Raw genomic sequence first — 22,905 nt, forward strand, 5'->3', positions numbered from 1 at the left:
CTCACCCCTCCGAAAGCGTGATCTTGGCCGGAGGCATCGTCGGCAGCTGGAACTCCACCTCGGTGGTGGTGGCCGGCGGAGCCGGGAACTGGGCGAAGATCGGCCGGGTCTCCTCGGGTCGGATACCGATCAACTCAGTCGTACAGAGGCAGATGCCGTCGGTATCCCGGAGCACGTAATAGCGCTTCTTGCCAACCTCATCGATCAGCATCGCCCCGGCGACCGATGCACCAGACTTCGCGAGCCCCACCTCCGGTCCGATCCAGCTTGTGGCGTTGAACGAGCCAGAGCCGTGGTTCGCAACAGTGCCCTTCACCGTCACGAAGCCCCCGGAATCGCGCGTCGCCTCGTTAATCGTGACCGTGATGCCCTTCTCGCCCCTCATTTGGGCCAGAATCTGCGTGGGCTCCGTGGACGGCGACGCAGCCCCGACACCCGGACTACTCGGAGCAGGCCCGGACTTCGAGGGAGTGCTGCCCTCCGGCTTGTCGCCGCTGCCGCCTCCGCAGCTCGTCAAGGCAAGGACCAGGCCCGCCGTCACGACCAAGACGGTCATGCCCCTGCGCCCGTTGATCCGCTCCCGGAATCGCATCGGTCCCCCGTTCCTTACTCGCTGAGATGGACGGAGTAGAACTCCGCCAGGTTCAGATCGAAGTCGTCGGCTGTCGGGTCCACGCTCAGGTCCCCGTTGTCGCAGCTGAACTTCACCGTGTCACCGTCCTTGTCGTCCACCGTGCACCGGGCTTCGACCACGCCGGTGGCGGTGGCGCGGGCGTGCATGTTCTCAGTGCCGTGCACCACCGACCTGCCCACCGTCCCCTCCGTATGGAGGGAGACCTTCGCGCCGTTCGGTCCGCTGACGAGGTCGCAGGTGTCAATGACTGCGCGGTTCTCGGCAGCGAAGGTACTCGCTGCACCGCACACACCCGCGCCGTGCATGCCGTTGCCGGCGAGGAGGTCCGTCAGCTTGTCGAGGTCCCCGGCTTTCAAGGCGTCCAAGAACTCGTCACGGATACCGTCGCGCGTCTCCCGGGCGGCAGCCAGCGCCGCCGCGTCCGCCGCCGTCTGCGCGCTGTTGCGCACGGACGAGGCTTGGCCGACGGCGAAGAAAGCGAAAGCGAGGAAGAACAGGGCAGCCACAGCAACGATGTAGAGGCCCAGCGTCTGCCCCTTATCGGATTGGAGGCGGCCTCCGCTCAGCCACCGGCGTCGATGATGTCCTGGATCTTTCCGAGGATGCCGTTCAGAACTGTTGTCCCGATGTTCGTCGTGCCGGCGAGCACCCCGATGATCACCGCGATCACGACCGCGATCCCCAGATACTCGAAGGACGTCTGCCCCGCGTCGCCGCGCAGCGCCGTCAGCCGTTTCACAACCCACCTGCTCATGTTCCGTGCCCCAAACCGTAGTCACGTGACGTACGCCGGCCGCGCCCCTTGCGTCGGCCGGGCTCTGGCTGTCGCGGCGGGACAGGGCGGCGGCGAGGTTCACGGTGCGCCGCCTCCCCTCGGGCCAACCCGCTGCGATCCGTGCTCGATTGCAGGTGCAAATATGGTTGCGACTGCAAAGGTACACCGCAACCTCGGACTTCCGCACCCGATGGGGCGGGCTTCGGTCACTACCCGCCCCGGCCCCCGGCCATTCACCCATGTCGCCCTCACCCCAGCAGATCGCCGAAGTTGATCCGGGACCCGAGGATCGTCCCGGTCATGAGCAGGATCATCGTCGCGGGGACGAGCAGCGTCGTGATGACGCCCGTCGCGCGCGGCACCGTGCGGGCCGCGCGGCGGCGGGCGTTCTGCGCCTCGGTGCGCCGCATGTCCGTGGCGATCTGGAGCAGCGTGCGGGCGATGGGCGCGCCCAGTTCCTCGCCCTGCTGGAGGGCGGAGACGAACTGCCCCACCTGTTCACTGCTGTTGCGCCTGCGCAGTTGGTCGAAGGCGTCGCGGCGGCTGACGCCCACGTCCATCTGGCGCAGGGCGATGCGGATCTCGTCGCTCCACGGCCCCTTGTAGACGGAGGCGACGCGTTCGAGCGCCTGGCGGAAGCCGAGTCCTGCGCTGACCACGACCGCGAGGACGTCGAGGAAGTCCGGGAGGGTGCGCTCGATCTCGTCGCGGCGTTTGCGGACGGCGAGCCAGATGCCGAGGTCGGTCCAGCCGAGGCCGTAGGCGACCATCAGCAGCGCGGCGAACCAGTTCCCGGCCTGGAGGAGGACGAGGGCGGCGAGCCCGCCCAGGGCGCCGTAGACCGCGCGCCGGGCGGCGTAGCGGTCGACGGTCAGGCCGTAGGGGTGGCCCGCGTGGTCGATGCGGGCGCGGACGCGGCTGACGCGGGTGGGGCCCATGAGGCGCAGGACGAGCGGCGCCCAGCGGATGCCGAGGCGGTCGACGGCGTTGCCGACCCGCGTGGTGCGGGTCCGGCCGACCTCCAGGGCGAGTTGGAGGTCGCTCGGCAGCTTGGCCTCGGAGCGGTAGAGGCCGATGCCGTAGCACAGGCCGAGGACGGCCAGCGCGGCGGCGGCGGCCAGGGCGAGGGAGATCACCGGTGCCCCACCCCCCTCAGACGTCGATCCGCGACATGCGGCGGATGAGGGCGAACCCGACGACGTACAGGCCGAGGGCGACGACGACGGCGATCCGCCCGGCCCCCGAGCCGGTCATCGCGGCGAGCGAGCCCGGCATGATCCGGTCCAGGAGCAGCAGGGATCCGATGCCGATGAACGGCACCGCGTACGCCGTGACCGTGACCTGGGACATCTGGGTGCGGATCTCGCGCCGGGTCTCCTTGCGCTCCTCCAGTGTCACCGTGAGGTTCCGCAGCGACTCCACGACCGAGCCGCCGGCCCGCGAGGACAGGACGAGGGTCGACACCAGCACCACCAGCTCCCGGCTCGGGAGGCGTTCGCGCAGTTCCTCCAGGGCGTCCTCGATGGAGTGGCCGAGCGCCATCGCGTCGGCGACCTTGCGCAGTTCCTCGCCGGCCGGCGCGTCCAGTTCCTCCGCGGCCATGGCGACCGCCGTGCGCAGGGCGAGCCCGGCCTGGGTGGCGTTGGCCAGGACGCGCGCGAGGTCGGGCAGCTGGGCGATGAAGCGCTCGGTGCGCACCCGCCGCCGCCAGCCGAGGAAGGAGCTGACCGCCCATGCCGCGAGCAGCGCGGCGATCGGCCCGAAGAAGGGCGCCAGCACCACGTCGGCCACCAGCCACGCCCCGCCGACCACGCCCACTGCCGCGGCGGTGAACTGGCCGGGTGTCAGGTCGGTGCCGGTCGCGGCGAGCCGGGCCGCGAGCCGCCTGCCCCACCCGGTGGTGCGCACCCGGCGGTCCAGTCCGGAGAAGGCGACCGCGCTGCGCCGGCCGGCCGGGACCTCGGCCAGCCGGTCGACCAGGGCGGCCCGCTCGGCGCGGCCGCCGGACCAGGCGTGCAGTCCCCACACGCCGAGCAGCAGGGCGATGCCGGTCACGCCCAGCACGGCCAGTGCCATCGTCGCGGAACTCACTTCGCCTCCCTGGTGGACAGCTCCAGCTCGGTGTCCCCGACCCCGAACGCCGCGGGGACCGACTCCCCCGCCAGGTACAGGCGTTCCGCCATCTCCCGGGGCACCGGCTGGTGCTGGAACCAGCCGCGTACGATCCGGTCGGCGCCCATCGGCTCGGCGCGGAAGCGGGTGGCGCTGGTGAGCCGGAAGGTGTCCCGGCCGCGGGAGGAGAGCATCGCGATCTCGGCGATGCGGCGGGTGCCGTCCACGTCGCGGCGGAGCTGGACGATCACGTCCACCGCGCTGTTGATCTGGTCGCGCAACGCCTCGAAGGGGATCTTCACCTCGGACATCGACGCCAGGGTCTGCAGCCGCAGCACCGCGTCCTCGGCCGAGTTGGCGTGCACGGTGGCCAGCGAGCCGTCGTGGCCGGTGGACATCGCCTGGAGCATGTCGAGGGTCTCGCCGCCGCGCACCTCACCGACGATGACCCGGTCCGGGCGCATGCGCAGCGAGTTGCGCACCAGGTCGCGGATGGTGATCCGGCCGTGGCCCTCGACGTTGGGCGGCCGGCTCTCCAGGCGGACGACGTGCTCCTGCTGGAGCTGGAGTTCCGCCGCGTCCTCGACGGTGATGATGCGCTCGCCGTCGGGGATCAGCCCGGACAGCGAGTTGAGCAGGGTGGTCTTGCCGGAGCCGGTGCCGCCGCTGACGATGATGTTGAACTTCGCCCGGACGAGAGCGGAGAGCAGCATCAGCATGTGCTCGTCGAGCGTGCCGAGTCCGATCAGCTCGTGCAGGGCGTACGCGCGGGGGAAGCGGCGGATCGTCAGGATCGGGCCGGTCAGCGAGAGCGGCGGGATGATGACGTTGACGCGCTCGCCGGACGGCAGGCGGGCGTCGACCATCGGGTTCGACTCGTCCACCCGGCGGTTGACCGTGGAGACGATCCGCTCGATGGTCTGCAGCAGTTGCTCCGCGCTGCTGAAGCGGGCGTCGACGGGCTCGACCCGGCCGCCGCGTTCGATGTAGATCCGGTCCGGGCCGTTGACCATGATCTCGGTGATCGACGCGTCCTCCAGCAGCGGTTCGAGGATGCCGAGGCCCAGGGCCTCGTCGACGACCCGGCGGATGACGCCCGTGCGCTCCTTCGTGGAGAGCACCGGGCCCTCGCGGCTGATGATGTGGCCCAGTACGCGCTCCAGGCGTACGCGGCGCTCGGCGGCGGCGAGCGCCGACATCTCGGCGAGGTCGATCTCCTGGAGCAGCTTGGCGCGGTAGACGGCCACGAGGTGGCCCTCCTGCGTCTGCGGGGCGGTGTCGTCGCCGGCCGCGATCCGGTCGCGCAGGCTCATCCGTCGGCCCCTTCCTCGTCCTCCCTGGGCATGGTGGCGCTGCGGGTGACGGAGCCGGGGCTCAGGCCCGGGATCACCGAGGGGATCTCGATCGTGGCCGTGGCGCGCGTGGCGTCGCCGCCGTCGCCGGTGGTCACGTTCGTGCCGTCCCGCAGCCAGGAGCTGACGGCCTGGGTGCCGGCCGCCGAACCGCTCAGGGGGTGGTCGTGGCGGGCCTCCATGCGGGCGGCGGCGCGGGCGGCGGTGCCGGCCTGGGCCGCGGTGTAGGCCGCGAGGCCCAACTGGACGCCGGCCAGGGCGATGAGCAGCAGGATGGGCAGCATCCCCAGGAACTCCAGCGAGGCGCTGCCCCGGTCCCGCCGCCGGGAGCGGGGCGTCACGGGGCGTCCACCTCCTCGTCGACCGCCGAGGCGTGGCCGTGGATCCACAGCGGGAAGTCGACGGCGCCGGGGAAGAGCACGGGCACCCTCAGTCCCACGGTCACGTCCACCATGCCGTCGGCCCTGCCGGAGTCCACGGTCACCTGGTCCCAGGCGCCCGGCAGGTCGTCGACCGCCGCGGCGCGGGCGTCCTTGCCGACCGCGGCGGCGCGGGCGGCCTGGTCGGCGGCGTGCCCGGCGAGGGTGAAGGTGTAGCCGGTGAGCACCGCCTGCCAGACCAGGATCAGCACGACGAGGATCAGCGGCGTCATGCCGAGCGTCTCCAGCACGACCTGGCCCTGGTCGCCGCGCGCGCGGCGGCCCTTCCGGGGGACGAGGGCGCTGCCGGCCGCGGACAGGCCCACCTCGGCGGCCAGCGCCCACACGCCCTGCTTGACGGTGGAGCGGTTGTCGAGGTCCTGGAGCCGTCCGGCGTCGACGACGGCCTGGAGTTCCCTGAACGCCGCGGGCACGACGGCGGCGGAGACCCTGGTCCCGGTGATGCGGGCGACCAGCGAGGGCTGGATCTCGCTGCCGCGGGTGTGCCGGTTGACGGTGACGAGGACGTCCTGCGGTTTGCGGATCTGGAGCCGGTCCCACAGGCGCACCATGCGCTTGGCGGCGCGCACGGCGACGACGTCCGGGGTGGTGACGAGCAGCGCGGTGTCGGCGGTCTCGACGGCGACCGCGTTGGCGCCGGTCATCTGGGTGCCGCAGTCCACGACGACGACCTCGTAGCGCTGCCGCAGCGCGTGCAGGACGTGCCGTGCCGAGCGGTCGGTGACCTCCTCGCCGCGCTCGCCGTCGCCGGGGGCGAGCAGGAGCGCGGGCCCGGACTCATGGACGTACATGGCGTCCTGGAGCACGCGGCTGGTCACGTCGGGGATGTCCGCGAGGTCGGCGACCGAGCGGCGGAACTGGACGTCGAGGTAGGAGGCGATGTCGCCGCCCTGGAGGTCGAGGTCGACCAGGGCGGTCGACTTGCCGGCGGCCTGCGCGGCGAGGGCGAGCTGGACGGCGATCACGGTGGTGCCGACCCCGCCCTTCGCCCCGGCGACGGCGACCATGGTCCCGCCGGGCACGGCGGGCAGCGCGGCCTGCTGCGGGCTGAGATGGCGCCGCACGCCCGTGGCCCAGCCGGCGGCCGCCTCGATACGGGCCCCGAGTTCGTCGTACGACAGGGGCAGCGAGACGACGCCGCGCGCGCCGGCGTCCATGGCGCCGGAGAGGACCGCGGGGCTGGCGTCGGTGGTGAGCAGGACGACGCCGACGGCCGGGAAGCGCAGCGCGATCTCCCGGATGACCTCCAGGGCGGGCATCGGGCTGATGCGGTCGTGGACGACGACGGCCTCGGGCAGTTCGTCGATCCCGGTGTCCGCGGCCCGCGCGAGGACGTCGAGGAGGGTGGTCGAGTCGGGCAGCGCGGGGCCGGGGTCGGCGCCGGGCAGCTGGTGGAGCAGACCGGTGAGGGCGCGGGCGGTGTCGGGGTCCGGGGTGCCGGACAGGATGCGGACGCCGTTCACGAGGCGGCCCCGTCGCGGGCGAGGGTGTAGGTGCGGTCCCGTGCGGACGGCGCGGTGTCGTCTCCCGGGGCGACCAGGGCGAGGCGCACGTGCCGGGCGAAGGACTCGGCGAAGGCGACGCGCTGGGCGTCCTCGGCGCCGAGGGCGAAGGTGATGGGGACGCCCTTGCCCCCGGCCCGCTGACTGTCGCTGCCGGTGTCGAACGCCTTGATCTCGCCGACGTCGATGACCCGGGCGTTCGCCACGATGATCTTCGAGACCTCGGGATCGGTGTCCTTGCGGGGCGCGAAGGTCGCGAAGATATTGACCCCGGCGCCCGGTGTGATCTTGCCGGCGACGCCGGTCTCCGCGTCGATCATGATCGCGATCTCCATCTGGCCGGCCTGAAGGGCGGGACGTTGGGCGACCATGTCGGTCTGCAGCAGCGATCCGCGCTCCAGCGGGACGGCGGCGATCTTGCCGCTGAGCTGCCCGACGTCCCGGACGGCCGTGGCGGGCAGCCAGCGCTCGGGTATCCGGACCACCTCCAACTGGCCGCGGCCGATGGGCTCGTACGCGGGGACGTCCTTGGCCAGCCGGTACGCGGTCACCTTGGGTCCGACCTGGGAGCGCGCGTCGCCGATGACGGTGACGACTCCCGCGAACGCGGCGAGCGCGCAGAGCACGGAGACCACGAGGAGGACGACGCCGCGACGCTGACGTGAGTTCATAGAGGTGGGGCCCTATCGCTCAAGTGCCGAGTGCTGGTGGGGAGAGCCTTCGGAGGGAGGGGACGGGAGGGAGGGGGTGGTGCGGGACGCGAGGGTGTGCGTGCTCCGCTGGGTGTGCACGACCTGACGCGGCCGCTCCGGCGGCCGGATGCGCTGGAGTCCGTCCACCGGGGCCGAGCAGAACAGGCAGCGGTCGCCGATGACCGCGAGGCCGCACCAGCCGCAGCTGTCCCGGCGCACGGAGGTGACCAGTTGGTAGAGCACGCCCACGTCGGAGATGTACGCGGTGAACTCGACCAGCTTGCCGGTCCCCCACCAGCGCGCGGAGTCCGCGGGCAGCGGCACCTCGCGCACGTGCTGGGCGCGCCAGGCGCGGGCGAGCGGGCCGGTGACCCAGCCGGGGTCGAGACCGTGGCCCTGGGCGAACGCGAGCTGGGTGAGGAAGGCCGGGCCGGCGGGCACCGCGGAGGGGTCGGCTTCGACCAGGTGCGGCTCGGGGTGGGCGAGGACGGCGAAGTGGCGGCCGGGCATCAGCGATTTCAGGTGCGCGCCGACGGGGACCTCCACGCGGTCGAGTCTGGCGACGGAACCCACCAGGGCGCCGGAGTGGAGATAGTGCGACAGCAGACGGGCGGCCCCCGCGAGCACCCCCGGCCCGAGGTCGGTCGCGGCGAGCTGCCGCAACTGCTCGGCGAGCAGCACGGCGGCCAGCGGCGGCAGGTCGACGGGCACGATCGCCACCCGGTCCGCCTCCAGGGCGGTCCGTACGGTGTGCACACGGCGGCGCACCGGATCGGCGGGGTCGGGCGGCACGAGGAGGACGAGGTGGCCGTGGGCCTCCAGAGCGGCGACGGTGCGGCTCACGTGCTCCTCCAGGGGGAGCGCGAGGTCGTCCGTCGTGACCGCTATGACACTCGACACGCGTTGCCTCCCGGAACTCCCGCCCAGTCCCATCGCGGTGAGCCTATCGGTGTGTAGTGGGAGCAGTGCGCTAAGTCGCCGAACACTTGATGAAGTCGGTACCCATGTGACGGGACGAATACGCGCGCGGGCGCAGATGCTCGGCGCATATGCGCGGCCGGGGCCGCGCGGCGGCGGGCCACGCCGGGGTATTGACCGCGGCATTGGTCTGGACCAAACTGCGATCCCACAAGAGTGGCCACTCGCGTACCCGTTGCCCAACTCCTCGCCCCCAGGAGGCAGTAGTGGAACTCGCACGCCCGCGGAGTACCGCCCTCAGAGCCGCGGCGGCCGTCGGCGCCGCCGCCCTCGCGGTGGCGGGACTCGTCGCCAACTCCGGCAGCGCGAACGCCGCCGACACCAATCTCGTGACCAACGGCGGATTCGAGAGCGGGCTGTCCGGCTGGACGTGCACCGCCTCCAGCGGCGCGGTCGTCGGCTCCCCCGTGCACGGCGGCACCAAGGCCCTGCAAGGCACGCCGTCCTCCTCGGACAACTCCCGCTGCTCGCAGACCATCAGCGTCCGGCCCAACTCGGCGTACACGCTGAGCGCCTACGTCCAGGGCAGTTACGTCTACCTCGGCGCCACCGGCACCGGCATGGCGGAGGCCTCGGTCTGGACCCCGTCCGCGACCTCGTACCAGCCGCTGTCCACGAGCTTCACCACGGGCGCGAGCACCACCTCGGTCACCGTCTACCTCCACGGCTGGTACGCGCAGCCCGCCTACCTCGCGGACGACGTGAGCCTGCTGGGTGCACCCGGCTCGGGGACGCCCACCCCGACGCCCACCCCGACCCCGACGCCCACCCCGACGCCCACCCCGACCCCGACGCCGACCCCCACGCCGACCCCGACGCCCACCGGTGGCGGCTCGCTGCCCAAGCACGTGCTCACCGGCTACTGGCAGAACTTCAACAACGGCGCCACGGTGCAGACCATCGCCCAGGTGCCGAGCCAGTACGACATCATCGCGGTCAGCTTCGCGGACGCCACCACCACGCCCGGCGCGGTCTCCTTCACCCTCGACCCGGCGCTGAACTACTCCGTCAGCCAGTTCAAGGCCGACATCGCGGCGAAGAAGGCGGCCGGCAAGAAGGTCGTCGTCTCCGTCGGCGGCCAGAACGGCACGATCAGCGTCACCGACTCCACCTCGGCGAACAACTTCGCCAACAGCGTCTTCTCGCTGATGCAGACCTACGGGTTCGACGGCGTCGACATCGACCTGGAGAACGGGATCAACGCGACCTGGATGACGCAGTCGCTGCGCTCCCTGTCGGCCAAGGCGGGCTCCGGGCTGATCATCACCATGGCCCCGCAGACCATCGACATGCAGTCGACGTCCTTCGGCTACTTCCAGACCGCGCTCAACATCAAGGACATCCTGACCGTCGTCAACACCCAGTACTACAACAGCGGTTCCATGAACGGCTGCGACGGCAAGGTGTACTCGCAGGGCACGGTCGACTTCATCACCGCCCTGGCCTGCATCCAGTTGCAGAGCGGCCTGGCCCCCTCGCAGGTGGGTCTCGGCCTGCCGGCGTCCACCCGGGCGGCGGGCAGCGGCTACGTCTCGCCGGCCGTGGTGAACAACGCCCTGGACTGCCTGACCAAGGGCACCAACTGCGGTTCGTTCAAGCCCTCCACCACCTGGCCGGGGCTGCGCGGCGCGATGACCTGGTCCACCAACTGGGACGCGACGAACGGCAACGGCTTCTCCGGCACGGTCGGCCCGCACGTGCACGCCCTGCCGTAACCCGCCGGGTCCACCGCCCACCGCCGCACCGCGCCCCCGGGAGAGGTCCCGTTCCCCGGGGGCGCGGTGTCCCCCTGTGGTGTCCCCCCGGGATGTCCCCCCCCCCGCACCCGCCGGCGACGACCGGCCTCAGCCCAGGACGGCGAGGGCGTCGATCTCGACGAGCAGCCCGGCGGGCAGGCCGACGTAGACCGTCGTACGGGCGGCGGGGACGCCCTTCAGGCCGGCGAAGTACTCGTCGAAAAGGGCGTTGAACTCGGGGAAGTGCGCGGTGTCCGTGAGGTAGACACGGATCATGACGGCGTCCTCCCAGGAGGCGCCGCCCGCCTCCAGTACCGCCTCGACGTTCGCGAGGGTCTGCAGGGCCTGTTCCCGCAGCCCCGGCCCGACCGGGGCGGGGGCCCGGCCCGGCACTGCGGGGCCGAAGCCGACCTGGCCGGCGACCTGGAGGATGTTGCCCTTGCGGACACCGTGGGAGAACTTCGCCGGCGGGGTGGTGTGGCTCGCCGGGGTGATCGCGCTCTTGTCGCTCATCGGGCTCCTTGGCTGGGTTTTCCGCAGTACTCGCGGCTGATCGCCTCAGCGGTGCGCTGGACCTGCGGACGCAGTTCGAGCAGGTCCTGCGCGCTGACGACCACATTGGGGGCGGACAGGGAACAGGCGGCCGTGACGCGCCCGTCGGCGCCGCGGATCGGCGCGGCGACGCAGTTGATCGACTCCTCGTGCCCGCCGAGGTCGCTCGCCCAGCCCTGCTCCCGGACCCGGGCGAGTTCGGCCAGGTGGGCCGCGGCATCCGGGATGGAACGGGACGTGTAGCGCGGGTACTCCAGCCCCTTGGCGACCGCGCGCCGCTCGGCCTCGGGCAGGTCGGCCAGCAGCAGTTTGGCGACGGCCGCCACGGTGATGGCCACGGGCTTGCCGATCCGCGAGTACATGCGCACCGGGTAGCGGCTGTCGACCTTGTCGATGTAGACGACCTCGCCCTCCTCGTACACGGCGAGGTGCACGGTGTGGCCGGTCAGTTCGCCCAGGGCGACGAGGTGCGGGTGGGCGATGCCGCGGACGTCCAGGTTCTCCATCGCCTCCTGGGCGAGGGCGAACAGCCGGGTGCCCAGGCGGTAGCGCTGGTCGTCCTGGCGGTAGACCATGCCGTGCTCGTGCAGGGTGCGCAGCAGCCGCAGCGCGGTGGACTTGTGCACGTCCAGGCGGACGGCGACCTGTTCGAGGTTGGCGGGTCCCTCCGCGAGCAGGGGCAGGATGCGCAGGGCGCGGTCCACGGTCTGGCTCATGCGCGCAGTCTCCCCCATGCCTCCTCGCCGAGTGGGGCAAGGGAATCGCCGCGTACCCCGATCACCGCGGCGGCGAGCGCGTGGCCGCGGGCGAGACGGTCCGGCAGCGGCTGCGCGCGCAGCGTCGCGGACAGGAATCCGGCGGCGAAGGCGTCGCCCGCGCCGACGAGGTCGACCACGGGCGTGGCGGCCGCGGGGACGAAGACGCCGTCGCCGCCGCCCTCGTACGCGGTGGCTCCCAGCGCGCCCTGTTTGACGACGAGGACGGCGGGCTCCGGCAGCGCCTCCCGCACGGCGTCGGCGTCCGGCAGGCCCCAGGCGGCCTCCGCCTCGTCCTCGCCGACCAGGACCAGGTCGCAGCGGCGGGCGAGTACGGCGAGCAGCGCCGGGTCACCGGACCGCCACAGTACGGGGCGGTAGTTGACGTCGAAGGAGACCAGCGGGCGCCCGGGTCCCGGCGCGGTCAGCTCACGCACGAGGTCGGCGCAGCCCGCCGAGAGCGCGGCGGTGATGCCGGACAGGTGCAGGACCCGGCCCGCCCAGGCCTCCTCGCGGCCGACGGCCGCCGGGGACAGGGCGGTCGCCGCGGAGCCGGCCCGGTAGTAGGCGACTTCGCCGTCCCCGGTGCGGAAGTAGACACCGGTGGGGCGGTCGGGGTCGCGGCGCACGCCGGAGACGTCGACCCCGGCCGCGGCGATCTCCGCGAGCAGGTGGTCCCCGAACGGGTCCGCGCCGACCCGGCTGACCCAGCGGGCGGTATGGCCGAGCCGGGCGAGAGCGCAGGCGACATTGGACTCGGCGCCGCCGGTCCCGCGCGTGAACGAGGCGGCCTCGGCGAGGCGCTGCCCCGGCGCGGAGGGCACGAAGGTCACCATGGATTCGCCCACGCACACAACGTCCACGGTCACTTGGGCTCCCTTCCGGGCACCGTTGACCCGGCGCCGGCAGGGATGTTAGACACGTCGGAACACAGCACGCAATGACCATTGCACATACTGCAACACTCCTGGGAGGCGCGATGCGGATCGACGAGCTGCGCGAGGAACGCGTGGATCACCGCTTCAAGGGCCTTCCGCCCGACGCGGACGGACGCACCGTCGGCGAACTCGCCGCCGAACGCCGCTCCCTGTTCGACGGCGGCTTCACCACCCCGCTGCTCACGCTCTCCGCGCCCGCCCTGGAGCACAACCTCGCCCAGCTCGCCGCCTACGCCGGCAAGCACGGGCTCGCCTTCGCCCCCCACGGCAAGACCACCATGGCCCCGCAACTGTTCGCCCGCCAGATCGAGTACGGCGCCTGGGGGATCACCGCCGCGACCCCGCACCAGGTGCGGGTCTACCGGGCGTTCGGCGTGCGGCGGGTCTTCCTCGCCAACGAACTCGTCGACGCGGCGGCGCTGCGCTGGCTCGCCCGCGAGCTCGCGGCAGACCCGGACTTCCGCTTCGTCTGCTACGTCGACTCCGTGCGGGGGGCCGAGCTCATGGACGCGGCCCTCACGCACGTCGTGGACGTCGTCGTGGAACTCGGCGCGGACGGCGGCCGCACGGGAGTGCGCGGACCGGCCGAGGCGGCGCGCGTCGCCGACGCGGTGACCCGCGCTCGGCACCTGCGCCTGGTCGGCGTCGCCGGCTACGAGTCGCCGGCGGCCGACCCGCGGGCCTGGCTGGCCGAACTGGTCGCACTGACACGGGACTTCGACGCGGCGGGACGCTTCGGTGCGGCCGAGGAGATCGTGGTCAGCGCAGGCGGCAGCGAATGGTTCGACGCGGTCGCGGAGTCCTTCGCCGCACTCGGGGACCTCTCCTTGTCACGGCCCGTGCTGAAGCTCCTGCGGTCCGGTGCCTACGTCACGCACGACGACGTCCACTACCGGGACGTCACCCCCTTCCGCGACCGCATCGCCGGGGAGGGGTCGCTGGAGCCCGCGTTCCGGTTGTGGGCCCAGGTGCTCTCCCGGCCCGAACCGGGGCTCGCCCTGCTCAACGCGGGCAAGCGCGACGCGCCCTACGACCTCGGCCTCCCGGTGCCGCAGGTCGTGCGCCGCGGCGGAGGCTCCGACCCCGCCGTCCCGGCGACCGGGCTCACGGTCACCAGACTCGCCGACCAGCACGCGTTCGTGTCCGTGGCGCCCGAAGGGGCTGACCTGGCGGTCGGGGACTGGGTGGGCCTGGGGGTGTCGCACCCCTGCACGGCGTTCGACAAATGGCAGCTTGTGCCGGTCGTGGGCGAGACCGGGGTCGTGACGGACTTCGTCCGCACGTTCTTCTGACCTCCATTTTCCCCGCCCGCCCTCCCGTGTGCCCCGGGAAGCCAGGTGCCCCCGGCGCGAGTTTTCTGGGGGCCGGGTCCGGGGCCGGCCCTTCTGGACAGCGCATTCAGGTGCCTCAGGCGCTTGGTGCCGCGCACTCCGGGTCATGCACCCACAGATGCTCCAGTGTCCAGAACACCCACCCTCCCCCAGCCTCCGGCCGGGGGTGCCCCCACCACCCCCGCCCACTCCGTGAGCTTTCGCGCCTGATCCCCGGTGGGGTGTCTGTTGGCGCCGCGCTGTCCAAAGGCGTAGCCGTCGCCGCCAACAGACACCCCACCGGCCGTCAGTCGCCCAGCCGGACTCGGGAGGGGGTGTGGCGGCGTGCGCCCGCAGGCGACGAGCGGCGACCGCGTGGCCCGATGCCGGACGATGTGGGGCCGAACCGCGAGCGCCGAGGACGGACTCCGGCGCGGCACCGACCCCCACCACGAACAAAGCGCAGGGCCCCGCACTTACCGCGCCGGGCACACGGGCGGGCGGGCGGGGAAAAGCACGGCGTGAGAGGAAAAGGCCCGCATGGACTTGGCCATTCGCAATGCGACCGTCGTGGACGGCACCGCAGGTACCCCGTACAGAGCGGACATCGGCATCGACCGAGGCCGCGTCGCGGCAATCGGCACCGTGCGCGGCGCCCGCCGCGAACTGGACGCCACCGGCCTGGCGCTCGCGCCGGGATTCATCGACATGCACGCGCACAGCGACCTCGCCCTGCTGACCGACCCCGCGCACGAGGCGAAGGCGGCGCAGGGGGTGACCTTGGAGGTGCTGGGCCAGGACGGGCTGTCGTACGCGCCCGTGAACGACGCCACCCTCGCCGGACTGCGCAGCCAGCTCGCGGGGTGGAACGGCGCCCCGGAGGGGCTGGAGTGGGACTGGCGGAGCGTCGGGGAGTACCTGGACCGCCTGGACCGGGGGGTGGCGGTGAACGCCGCGTACCTCGTGCCGCAGGGCAGCGTGCGGATGCTGGCCGTGGGGTGGGAGGACCGCCCGGCGACGCCGGCCGAGCTGGACCGGATGAGGGAACTGGTCGCGGAGGGCATGGCGCAGGGGGCGGTGGGAATGTCCTCGGGGCTGACGTACACCCCGGGCATGTACGCCTCGGACGCGGAACTGACCGAGTTGTGCCGGGTCGTGGCCGCCCACGGGGGCTACTACTGCCCGCATCACCGCAGTTACGGCGCGGGCGCGCTGGAGGCGTACGCGGAGATGATCGCGCTGACCCGCGAGGCCGGCTGCGCCCTGCATCTGGCGCACGCGACGATGAACTTCGAGGTGAACGAGGGCCGCGCCCCGGAGCTGCTGGCGCTGCTGGACGAGGCGCTGGCGGCGGGCGCTGACATCAGCCTGGACACATATCCGTATCTGCCGGGCTGCACGACGCTCGTGGCGACGCTGCCGAGCTGGGCGACCGAGGGCGGTCCCGAGGCGACGCTCGCCCGTCTGCGGGACGGGGTGACGGCGGACCGCATCCGGCACGCGATGGAGGTGGAGGGTTCCGACGGCTGCCACGGGGTGCCCGTGGACTGGTCGGCGATCGAGGTGTCCGGGGTGCGCGAGCCGGCGCTCGCGGCTCATGTCGGCCGCCGGGTACCGGACTTCGCCACCGCGCGCCGGCTGCTGCTGGAGGACCGGCTGGGCACGACGATCCTCCAGCACGTGGGCCATGAGGGGAACGTGCGGGCGATCATGCGGCACCGCGTGCACACCGGGGGCAGCGACGGGCTGCTCGTCGGGGACAAGCCGCATCCGCGTGCGTACGGCACGTTCCCGCACTATCTCGGCCGCTACGTGCGGGAGCTGGGGGTGCTCTCGCTGGAGGAGTGCGTCGCGCATCTGACCGGGCGGCCCGCCGCCCGGCTGCGGCTGCCCGACCGCGGGCTGGTCCGCGAGGGCCACCGCGCCGACCTGGTGCTGTTCGACCCGGCGACGGTGGCGGCGGGCGCGACGTACGAGCGGCCGCGCGCGGCGCCGATCGGTGTTCCGCACGTGCTGATCGACGGCCGGTTCGTCATCGAGGACGGCCGCCGCACGGACGTGCTGGCGGGCCGTTCCGTACGGTCCTGACGTCACCTGTACGGCTCACACGTGGCCAAGAACACGGGGCGAGGGGGATGGGCTGGCCGTAAGCTCACGAACATGCAGGTGATCCAGTCCACGAAGCTCTCCAACGTCTGCTACGACATCCGCGGCCCGGTGCTGGAGGAGGCCATGCGGCTGGAAGCGGCAGGTCACCGCATCCTGAAGCTGAACACCGGCAATCCGGCGGCCTTCGGTTTCGAGTGCCCCCCGGAGATCCTGGAGGACATGCTGCGCAGCCTCGGCGGCGCGCACGGCTACGGCGACTCCAAGGGCATCCTCCCGGCGCGGCGGGCGGTCATGCAGCACTACCAGACCAGGGGCATCGACCTGGACGTCGAGGACATCTACCTCGGCAACGGGGTGTCCGAGCTGATCCAGATGGCGATGCAGGCGCTGCTGGACGACGGCGACGAGGTGCTGATCCCGGCGCCGGACTACCCGCTGTGGACGGCGGCGGTCTCCCTGTCCGGCGGTACGCCGGTGCACTACCGCTGCGACGAGCAGGCCGACTGGTTTCCCGACCTGGCCGACATCGAGCGGAAGATCACCGACCGCACCAAGGCACTGGTGATCATCAACCCGAACAACCCGACGGGCGCGGTGTACGACGACGAGCTGCTGCGGCAGCTGACCGACATCGCCCGCCGGCACAACCTGATCGTCTGCTCCGACGAGATCTACGACAAGATCCTCTACGACGGGGTGACCCACACCCCGACCGCGGCCATCGCCCCCGATCTGCTGACCCTCACCTTCAACGGCCTGTCGAAGGCCTACCGGGTGGCGGGCTACCGCAGCGGCTGGCTCGCGGTCTGCGGCCCCAAGGAGCACGCGACCAGCTATCTCGAGGGCCTGACCATCCTGGCCAACATGCGGCTGTGCGCCAATGTGCCGGCGCAGCACGCGGTGGCCACCGCGCTGGGCGGCCGCCAGTCGATCAAGGACCTGGTGCTGCCGGGCGGCCGGCTGGCGGAGCAGCGCGACGTGGCCTACGAGCTGCTCACGCAGATCCCGGGGGTCAGCTGCGTCCGCCCCAAGGGCGCGCTGTACGCGTTCCCGCGGCTGGACCCCAAGGTCTACAAGGTCAAGGACGACCAGCAGATGGTGCTGGACCTGCTGCGCGCGGAGCGGATCCTGGTGGTGCAGGGCACCGGCTTCAACTGGCCGGAGCCGGACCACTTCCGGCTGGTCACGCTGCCGTCCAAGGAGGACCTGACCGACGCGGTCGGCCGTATCGGACGGTTCCTGGACGGCTACGGTCAGCCGTAGTCCGGACCGACTCCTTGAATCACTCCCTCCTTAGACTGTGTCCAAGGTAAGATGCACTCCTGAATGCAGGAGGAGTGCACCCATGTACGAGCCGATCCGCACCAAATCGGTCCATACGGCGGCGGCACCGCGCCTTCCGCGACGCAGCCGTGACGAGGAGCTGGACCTCCAGCTCGCCGGACACCTCGCCGCCCTGCTGACCGTCACCGACGAGCTGCGGGGACCGGTACCGTGCCCCGAACTCGACCGTGCGGCGGAACAGCTCGCGGAGGTGGTGGCGCGACTGCACCACGGGCGGCGGCCGCTCCGGCTCCCCGCCGGCCGCGGGGCCGGGGATCCCACCCGTACGGCCGCCCTCCACCGGCGGGCGCACGCGCTCGCCGGCCGGGCACTGGTCGTCGCCGAGTCACGGCAGGACACGGAGGCCGCGGCGCTCGCCGAGCGCCGTCTCGCCGCCCACGCCGGCACCGTCTGAACCGACCCGGGGCCCGGGCACGACGTCGCGCACACGTCATGCCCGGGCCCCGGGCTGTGAGGGTCGGCCGGACCCGCCGGGCGAGGGTGGTCGGGGTCAGGGACCCCCCGCCGCCGGGCCATGCCTTCCGCCGGGGCCGCCCGCCCGCGCCGCACACGCGAGGAGGGCCGGGCGCCCCGGATTCCGGTGGACGTCAGCCCAGGCGCTTCACCAGGGCGCGGTACTCGTCCCACAGCTCCTTGGGCGTGTGGTCGCCGAAGGTCTCCAGGTGGGACGGGATGAGCGAGGCCTCCTCGCGCCAGGTCTCGAGGTCGACCGAGAGCAGCAGGTCGAGGTCCTTCTGCTCGATGTCGAGCCCCGCGGTGTCGAGGGAGCCCTCGGCCGGCAGCACGCCGATCGGGGTCTCGACGCCCTCGGCCTGGCCGTTGAGCCGCTCGACGATCCACTTGAGCACGCGGCTGTTCTCGCCGAAGCCCGGCCACACGAACCGGCCGTCCGCGTCCTTGCGGAACCAGTTCACGTAGTAGATCTTCGGGAGCTTGTCCGCGTCGTGCGACGTGCCCAGCCCGATCCAGTGGCCGAAGTAGTCGCCCATGTTGTAGCCGCAGAACGGCAGCATCGCGAACGGGTCGCGGCGCAGCTCGCCCACCTTGCCCTCGGCGGCGGCGGTCTTCTCGGAGGCGACGTTGGCGCCGAGGAAGACACCGTGCTGCCAGTCGAAGGACTCGGTGACCAGCGGGACCGCCGAGGCGCGGCGGCCGCCGAAGAGGATGGCCGAGATCGGCACGCCCTTCGGGTCCTCCCATTCGGGGGCGATCGTCGGGCACTGGGCGGCGGGGACGGTGAAGCGGGCGTTGGGGTGGGCGGCGGGGGTCCCGGACTCCGGCGTCCAGGAGTTGCCCTTCCAGTCCGTGAGGTGGGCCGGGAGCTCCTCCGTCATGCCCTCCCACCAGACGTCGTTGTCGTCGGTGAGGGCGACGTTGGTGAAGACCGAGTTGCCCCACAGGGTCTTCATCGCGTTGGCGTTGGTGTGCTCGCCGGTGCCCGGCGCGACACCGAAGAAGCCGGCCTCGGGGTTGATCGCGTACAGGCGGTCGTCCTCGCCGAAGCGCATCCAGGCGATGTCGTCGCCGATCGTCTCCACGGTCCAGCCGGGGATGGTCGGCTCCAGCATCGCGAGGTTGGTCTTGCCGCAGGCGCTCGGGAAGGCGGCGGCCACGTACTTGGCCTCGCCGCGCGGCGGGGTGAGCTTCAGGACGAGCATGTGCTCGGCCAGCCAGCCCTCGTCACGCGCCATGACCGAGGCTATACGCAGCGCGTAGCACTTCTTGCCGAGCAGCGCGTTGCCGCCGTAGCCGGAGCCGAAGGACCAGATCTCGCGCGCCTCGGGGAAGTGCGAGATGTACTTGGTGGAGTTGCACGGCCACGGAACGTCGTCCTGGCCGGGCTCCAGCGGGGCGCCCACGGTGTGCACGGCCTTCACGAAGAAGCCGTCCTCGCCGAGCTCGTCGAGCACGTCCTGGCCCATGCGCGTCATGGTGCGCATGGCGGTGGCGACGTACGCGGAGTCGGTGATCTCCACACCGATCGCGGACAGCTCGGAGCCGAGGGGGCCCATGCAGAACGGGACCACGTACATGGTCCGGCCGCGCATGGCGCCGCGGAAGAGTCCCCCGGAGCCTTCGGCCTGGGAGGTGCCGCCACCCGCACCGGTGAAGATCTCCCGCATCTCGGCGGGGGCCTTCCAGTGGTTGGTGGGGCCGGCGTCCTGTTCCCTCTCCGAGCAGATGAAGGTGCGGTCCTCGACACGAGCGACGTCGGTCGGGTCGGAGGCGGCGTAGTACGAGTTGGGGCGCTTGATCGGGTCGAGCTTCTTGAAGGTGCCCTGCTTCACGAGCCCGTCGGCCAGGCGCTGGTACTCCTCCTCCGAACCGTCGCACCACACGATCTCGTCGGGCTGGGTCAGTTCGGCGATCTCGCCGACCCAGGCGATCAGGTCCTGATGATGGGTGGGAGCCGCATTGACGCGCGCCACGATCGCTCCGTTCCGCCCGGTGTGCACTCACCTGGCGTCAGTTTTCGAGGGTGTTTTGTTGGGACCCCTTGGGGGCTGCGGCCCGGATGCTGCTTCGTGGGTTGCTCATCCGGTACCGACCGCACTCATATGAGTATCAGGACAGGAAACGCGATCTGTCCAGGGCGCGTGAGGTGAGCATCGCCACTCCCCACGTCCGGCGACATTGCAAATTACCTGCGGGTAACTTACGCGAGCGTAGGTAGCATTGACCTCATGAGCTCCGTGGACGAGACTCCCGTTGTGCCTCCCGCCCTTGATGAACTCGCCGCCGTCGCCGCCCCACTGAAGCCCAAGCTCAGGGGGTGGTTGCACGCCGGGATGTTCCCCGCCGTCCTGGTCGCGGGCGTCATACTGACCGCCTTCGCCGAGAGCACCCGCGGACGGATCGCCTGTGCCGTCTTCACCGTGACCGCCTGCGCGCTGTTCGGCGTGAGCGCGCTGTACCACCGCGGGAACTGGGGTCCGCGCGGCGAGGCCGTACTGCGCCGCCTCGACCACGCGAACATCTTCCTGATCATCGCGGGCACCTACACGCCGCTCACCCTGCTCCTGCTGCCCACCGGCAAGCAGGAGACACTGCTCTGGCTGGTATGGGCCGGGGCCCTGGCCGGCATCGCCTTCCGGGTCTTCTGGGTCGGCGCCCCGCGCTGGCTCTACACGCCCTGCTACATCGCGCTCGGCTGGGCCGCGGTGTTCTTCCTGCCCGACTTCATGCACCGCGGCGGGGTCGCCGTACTGGTGCTGATCGTCGCCGGCGGGCTGCTCTACAGCGCCGGCGCGATCGTCTACGGCACCAAGCGCCCCAACCCCTCGCCGCGCTTCTTCGGCTTCCACGAGGTCTTCCACTCGTTCACGCTCGCGGCCTTCATCGCCCACTACGTCGGCATCTCGCTGGTGGCCTACAACCACGCGTAGCCGACCCGCACCCGGCCCCGAGAGCCCCGCGCACCGCACCGGCGGTCCGCGGGGCTTTCGCATGCCCATAGTGATAGCTACTCTTTTTTGAGAGCTACTGTCACTTGATATCGGCTATCGGAAAGAGCTGTGTTATGACCACGCACGATCCCCGCCGCTGGTGGGCCCTCGGGGCCCTGGTGGCGAGCATGCTCGTCCTGGGTTTCGACATGACGATCCTGAACGTCGCCCTGCCGACCATGGCCGCCGAACTCGGCGCCGACACCGGCGACCAGCAGTGGATCGTGGACGCCTACACCGTGGTGTTCGCCGCCGCGATGCTCCCGGCGGGCCTGCTGGGCGACCGATGGGGGCGGCGCCGGATGCTCATCGCGGGCCTGGCGGTCTTCCTCGCCGGCTCCGTGCTCGGCGTCCTCGCGGACGGCCCCGCGCCGGTGGTCGCCGCCCGCACGGTGATGGGCCTGGGGGCCGCGCTAGTGATGCCGCTCGCGCTCTCCGTCCTGCCCTCGCTGTTCGGGCCCGAGGAGCGCTCGAAGGCGGTCGGCGCGGTCACCGCCGCCATGGCACTGGGCCTGCCGCTCGGGCCGATCATCGGCGGCGTCCTGCTCGACCACTTCTGGTGGGGATCGATCTTCCTGGTCAACGTCCCGCTGGTCGCCATCGGCATCACCGCCTGCCTCCTGCTGCTCCCCGAGACCCGCGACCCCGCCACCCCCCGGATCGACCTGCCGAGCACCGCGCTGGCGATGACCGGGCTCGGTGCGCTCGTACTCGGCATCATCGAGGCCCCGCGGCGCGGCTGGACCGACCCGCTGGTGCTCCTCGCGCTGTTCGGGGCCGTCGCCCTGCTCGCCGGGCTGGTCCTGCACGAACGCCGCCAGGAACGGCCGATGCTCGACCTCGGACTGCTGCGGCAGCGCGGTTTCCTGTGGAACGCCGTCGCCGCGACGCTGGTGACCTTCATCCTCACCGGTCTCCTCTTCGTGCTCCCCCAGTACCTTCAGGCCGTGCTCGGCAACGACGCCCTCGGCACCGGCCTGCGACTGCTGCCCATGATGGGCGGCCTGATGGTGGCGGCCCGGGGCAGCGCGCCGCTGGTCGCACGGTTCGGGGCGCGGCCGGTGGTGACCGCCGGGCTGGTGGTGCTCGCCGGGGCCGCCGTGCTCGGCAGCCGTACGCAGGTGCACGACGGCTACGGGTTCACCGCGCTGTGGCTCTCGGTCACCGGGTTCGCCTTCGGCTTCGCGATGGTCCCGGCCATGGACGCAGCGCTCGGCGCCCTGCCGAAGGAACGCGCGGGCGCCGGCTCCGGGCTGCTGATGACCCTACGGCAGACCGGCGGCGCGATCGGCGTGGCGATCCTGGGCAGCCTGCTCGCGGGCGCGTACACCGACCGGCTCGACACCACCGGTCTGCCCGCCTCGGCCGCCGGCACCGCGGCGGACTCCGTCGGCGCCGCGCACACGGTGGCCGCGGCCCTGGGCGACCGGGCGCTGGCCGCCTCCGCGGACGCCGCCTATGTGCACGGCATGGACCTCGCGCTGCTCGCCTGCGGCGGAGCCTCGGTGGCGGCCGCCGTCCTGGCCGCCCTGTTCCTGCCCGGCACCGGCGGGAAGCGGCAGGGCGCGGAGCCCGCCGGCGTGGCCGCGCCGGTGGTCGATGCCCGACAATGACCACGTGACGGCACCGACGACGAGACCCGGCCTCCGCGAGCGCAAGAAGATCCAGACCCGCCAGGCCATCCGCCGCGCGGCCTACCGGCTCTTCGAGGCGCAGGGGTACGACGGCACCACCGTCGAACAGATCGCGGACACCGCCGAGGTCTCCGCCAGCACGGTCTTCCGGTACTTCCCGACCAAGGAGGACATCGTCCTCACCGACGAGTACGACCCCGTCATGGTGGCCGCGCTGCGCGACCGCCCGGTGACGGAGCCCGTCGTCGAGTCGGTGCGGCACGCGCTGCTGGGGCCGATGCGGGAGATCTTCGCCGACCCGGCCGAGCTGGAGGAGATGCGGCAGCGGCTGCGACTGGTGCGCACCGTCCCGGCCATCCGCGCCCGCATGGGCGAGAACATCCAGGAGTCCAGCCGGCTGCTGGCCTCCGTCACGGCCGAGCGCCTGGGGCGCCCCGAGGACGACTTCGAGATCCGGGTCGTCGTCGGGGCGCTGATCGGCGCCTGGGGCGAGGCCGTCTTCCACTGGATCGACGCGGGCGGCGGCGCCGATCTCGCCGACACCCTCGACCGCGCGCTGACCCTGCTCGCGGCGAACCTGAACGACCGCTGACGGC

Annotated in this window: 22 protein-coding genes; 8 read left to right on the forward strand and 14 right to left on the reverse strand. The window is 72.1% G+C overall.

Annotation, left to right across the window (positions count from 1 at the left end; all coding sequences use genetic code 11):
* Position 1: 1 nt before the first annotated feature.
* From RV983_RS14255 to RV983_RS14300, 10 genes are all read right to left on the reverse strand, one after another.
* The gene (locus tag RV983_RS14255) at positions 2-385 is read right to left on the reverse strand and encodes a hypothetical protein (RefSeq protein ID WP_475986168.1); all 384 of its coding nucleotides are present in this window, start codon (positions 383-385) and stop codon (positions 2-4) included.
* Between the two features lie 221 nt (positions 386-606).
* The gene (locus RV983_RS14260) at positions 607-1,200 is read right to left on the reverse strand and encodes a pilus assembly protein TadG-related protein (RefSeq protein WP_475990321.1); all 594 of its coding nucleotides are present in this window, start codon (positions 1,198-1,200) and stop codon (positions 607-609) included.
* On the reverse strand, positions 1,197-1,388 hold the full coding sequence (locus RV983_RS14265; protein WP_475986169.1) for a hypothetical protein: 192 nt from the start codon (positions 1,386-1,388) through the stop codon (positions 1,197-1,199). Before RV983_RS14265 ends, RV983_RS14260 begins: the two co-directional genes overlap by 4 nt.
* Positions 1,389-1,657: 269 nt before the next feature.
* Complete coding sequence (locus tag RV983_RS14270) at positions 1,658-2,542, reverse strand: DUF5936 domain-containing protein (protein WP_475990322.1); 885 nt, start codon at positions 2,540-2,542, stop codon at positions 1,658-1,660.
* Positions 2,543-2,561: 19 nt separating this feature from the next.
* Positions 2,562-3,485 (reverse strand): type II secretion system F family protein, encoded by a 924-nt coding sequence (locus tag RV983_RS14275; protein ID WP_475990323.1) that lies wholly within the window; start codon positions 3,483-3,485, stop codon positions 2,562-2,564.
* Positions 3,486-3,496: 11 nt separating this feature from the next.
* Complete coding sequence (locus RV983_RS14280) at positions 3,497-4,834, reverse strand: CpaF family protein (RefSeq protein WP_475986170.1); 1,338 nt, start codon at positions 4,832-4,834, stop codon at positions 3,497-3,499.
* Positions 4,831-5,214, reverse strand: a complete 384-nt coding sequence (locus tag RV983_RS14285; RefSeq protein WP_475986171.1) for a TadE/TadG family type IV pilus assembly protein — start codon at positions 5,212-5,214, stop codon at positions 4,831-4,833. The genes RV983_RS14280 and RV983_RS14285 overlap by 4 nt, the downstream gene beginning before the upstream one ends.
* A complete protein-coding gene (locus RV983_RS14290) occupies positions 5,211-6,776 on the reverse strand; it encodes a CpaE/TadZ family protein (RefSeq protein ID WP_475986172.1) in 1,566 nt (521 codons plus the stop codon). The genes RV983_RS14285 and RV983_RS14290 overlap by 4 nt, the downstream gene beginning before the upstream one ends.
* Entirely contained in the window at positions 6,773-7,486 is a 714-nt protein-coding gene (cpaB, locus tag RV983_RS14295; RefSeq protein WP_475986173.1) for a Flp pilus assembly protein CpaB, read from the reverse strand. The genes RV983_RS14290 and cpaB overlap by 4 nt, the downstream gene beginning before the upstream one ends.
* 12 nt (positions 7,487-7,498) lie before the next feature.
* Positions 7,499-8,407 (reverse strand): hypothetical protein, encoded by a 909-nt coding sequence (locus tag RV983_RS14300; protein ID WP_475986174.1) that lies wholly within the window; start codon positions 8,405-8,407, stop codon positions 7,499-7,501.
* 284 nt (positions 8,408-8,691) lie between these two features.
* Between RV983_RS14300 and RV983_RS14305 the strand changes: the two genes are divergently transcribed.
* Positions 8,692-10,200: a chitinase gene (locus RV983_RS14305; RefSeq protein WP_475986175.1), complete on the forward strand. Its 1,509-nt coding sequence runs from the start codon at positions 8,692-8,694 to the stop codon at positions 10,198-10,200.
* A gap of 129 nt (positions 10,201-10,329) precedes the next feature.
* Here the strand turns inward: RV983_RS14305 and RV983_RS14310 are convergent, their stop codons facing one another.
* From RV983_RS14310 to RV983_RS14320, 3 genes are read right to left on the reverse strand one after another with little or no spacing between them, the layout of a single operon-like run.
* Complete coding sequence (locus RV983_RS14310; RefSeq protein WP_475986176.1) at positions 10,330-10,734, reverse strand: RidA family protein; 405 nt, start codon at positions 10,732-10,734, stop codon at positions 10,330-10,332.
* A complete protein-coding gene (locus RV983_RS14315) occupies positions 10,731-11,489 on the reverse strand; it encodes an IclR family transcriptional regulator (protein ID WP_475986177.1) in 759 nt (252 codons plus the stop codon). The genes RV983_RS14310 and RV983_RS14315 overlap by 4 nt, the downstream gene beginning before the upstream one ends.
* Positions 11,486-12,397 carry a sugar kinase gene (locus RV983_RS14320; protein WP_475986178.1) on the reverse strand — a complete coding sequence of 304 codons (912 nt, stop codon included), beginning with the start codon at positions 12,395-12,397 and terminating at the stop codon, positions 11,486-11,488. The genes RV983_RS14315 and RV983_RS14320 overlap by 4 nt, the downstream gene beginning before the upstream one ends.
* A gap of 110 nt (positions 12,398-12,507) precedes the next feature.
* Between RV983_RS14320 and RV983_RS14325 the strand changes: the two genes are divergently transcribed.
* The 4 genes from RV983_RS14325 to RV983_RS14340 all read left to right on the forward strand — a co-directional run bounded on the left by RV983_RS14325 (position 12,508) and on the right by RV983_RS14340 (position 17,623).
* Positions 12,508-13,758, forward strand: coding sequence for an alanine racemase (locus RV983_RS14325; protein ID WP_475986179.1), 1,251 nt, complete (start codon positions 12,508-12,510; stop codon positions 13,756-13,758).
* 558 nt (positions 13,759-14,316) lie between these two features.
* On the forward strand, positions 14,317-15,864 hold the full coding sequence (locus tag RV983_RS14330; RefSeq protein ID WP_475986180.1) for an N-acyl-D-amino-acid deacylase family protein: 1,548 nt from the start codon (positions 14,317-14,319) through the stop codon (positions 15,862-15,864).
* 72 nt (positions 15,865-15,936) lie between these two features.
* On the forward strand, positions 15,937-17,148 hold the full coding sequence (locus RV983_RS14335; RefSeq protein WP_475986181.1) for a pyridoxal phosphate-dependent aminotransferase: 1,212 nt from the start codon (positions 15,937-15,939) through the stop codon (positions 17,146-17,148).
* Positions 17,149-17,230: 82 nt separating this feature from the next.
* Positions 17,231-17,623, forward strand: coding sequence for an SCO4983 family protein (locus RV983_RS14340; RefSeq protein WP_475986182.1), 393 nt, complete (start codon positions 17,231-17,233; stop codon positions 17,621-17,623).
* 193 nt (positions 17,624-17,816) lie between these two features.
* Here the strand turns inward: RV983_RS14340 and RV983_RS14345 are convergent, their stop codons facing one another.
* Entirely contained in the window at positions 17,817-19,658 is a 1,842-nt protein-coding gene (locus RV983_RS14345; protein ID WP_475986183.1) for a phosphoenolpyruvate carboxykinase (GTP), read from the reverse strand.
* 255 nt (positions 19,659-19,913) lie between these two features.
* On the opposite strand from RV983_RS14345, the gene trhA reads away from it, so the two are divergent.
* The 3 genes from trhA to RV983_RS14360 all read left to right on the forward strand — a co-directional run bounded on the left by trhA (position 19,914) and on the right by RV983_RS14360 (position 22,901).
* On the forward strand, positions 19,914-20,615 hold the full coding sequence (gene trhA / locus RV983_RS14350; protein ID WP_475986184.1) for a PAQR family membrane homeostasis protein TrhA: 702 nt from the start codon (positions 19,914-19,916) through the stop codon (positions 20,613-20,615).
* A gap of 134 nt (positions 20,616-20,749) precedes the next feature.
* Positions 20,750-22,288: an MFS transporter gene (locus tag RV983_RS14355; RefSeq protein WP_475986185.1), complete on the forward strand. Its 1,539-nt coding sequence runs from the start codon at positions 20,750-20,752 to the stop codon at positions 22,286-22,288.
* Positions 22,275-22,901: an acyl-CoA-like ligand-binding transcription factor gene (locus RV983_RS14360; protein WP_475986186.1), complete on the forward strand. Its 627-nt coding sequence runs from the start codon at positions 22,275-22,277 to the stop codon at positions 22,899-22,901. Before RV983_RS14355 ends, RV983_RS14360 begins: the two co-directional genes overlap by 14 nt.
* Positions 22,902-22,905: the final 4 nt, after the last annotated feature.

The organism is Streptomyces sp. RLA123 (genome assembly GCF_056270165.1).

Coding starts and splice junctions, on each gene's coding strand:
- RV983_RS14325 (WP_475986179.1), top strand. CDS start 12,508: ATGCGGATCGACGAGCTGCGCGAGGAACGCGTGGATCACCGCTTCAAG.
- RV983_RS14275 (WP_475990323.1), bottom strand. CDS start 3,485: ATGGCACTGGCCGTGCTGGGCGTGACCGGCATCGCCCTGCTGCTCGGC.
- RV983_RS14255 (WP_475986168.1), bottom strand. CDS start 385: ATGAGGGGCGAGAAGGGCATCACGGTCACGATTAACGAGGCGACGCGC.
- RV983_RS14360 (WP_475986186.1), top strand. CDS start 22,275: ATGCCCGACAATGACCACGTGACGGCACCGACGACGAGACCCGGCCTC.
- RV983_RS14330 (WP_475986180.1), top strand. CDS start 14,317: ATGGACTTGGCCATTCGCAATGCGACCGTCGTGGACGGCACCGCAGGT.
- RV983_RS14340 (WP_475986182.1), top strand. CDS start 17,231: ATGTACGAGCCGATCCGCACCAAATCGGTCCATACGGCGGCGGCACCG.
- RV983_RS14310 (WP_475986176.1), bottom strand. CDS start 10,734: ATGAGCGACAAGAGCGCGATCACCCCGGCGAGCCACACCACCCCGCCG.
- RV983_RS14335 (WP_475986181.1), top strand. CDS start 15,937: ATGCAGGTGATCCAGTCCACGAAGCTCTCCAACGTCTGCTACGACATC.
- trhA (WP_475986184.1), top strand. CDS start 19,914: ATGAGCTCCGTGGACGAGACTCCCGTTGTGCCTCCCGCCCTTGATGAA.
- RV983_RS14280 (WP_475986170.1), bottom strand. CDS start 4,834: ATGAGCCTGCGCGACCGGATCGCGGCCGGCGACGACACCGCCCCGCAG.
- cpaB (WP_475986173.1), bottom strand. CDS start 7,486: ATGAACTCACGTCAGCGTCGCGGCGTCGTCCTCCTCGTGGTCTCCGTG.
- RV983_RS14315 (WP_475986177.1), bottom strand. CDS start 11,489: ATGAGCCAGACCGTGGACCGCGCCCTGCGCATCCTGCCCCTGCTCGCG.
- RV983_RS14265 (WP_475986169.1), bottom strand. CDS start 1,388: ATGAGCAGGTGGGTTGTGAAACGGCTGACGGCGCTGCGCGGCGACGCG.
- RV983_RS14355 (WP_475986185.1), top strand. CDS start 20,750: ATGACCACGCACGATCCCCGCCGCTGGTGGGCCCTCGGGGCCCTGGTG.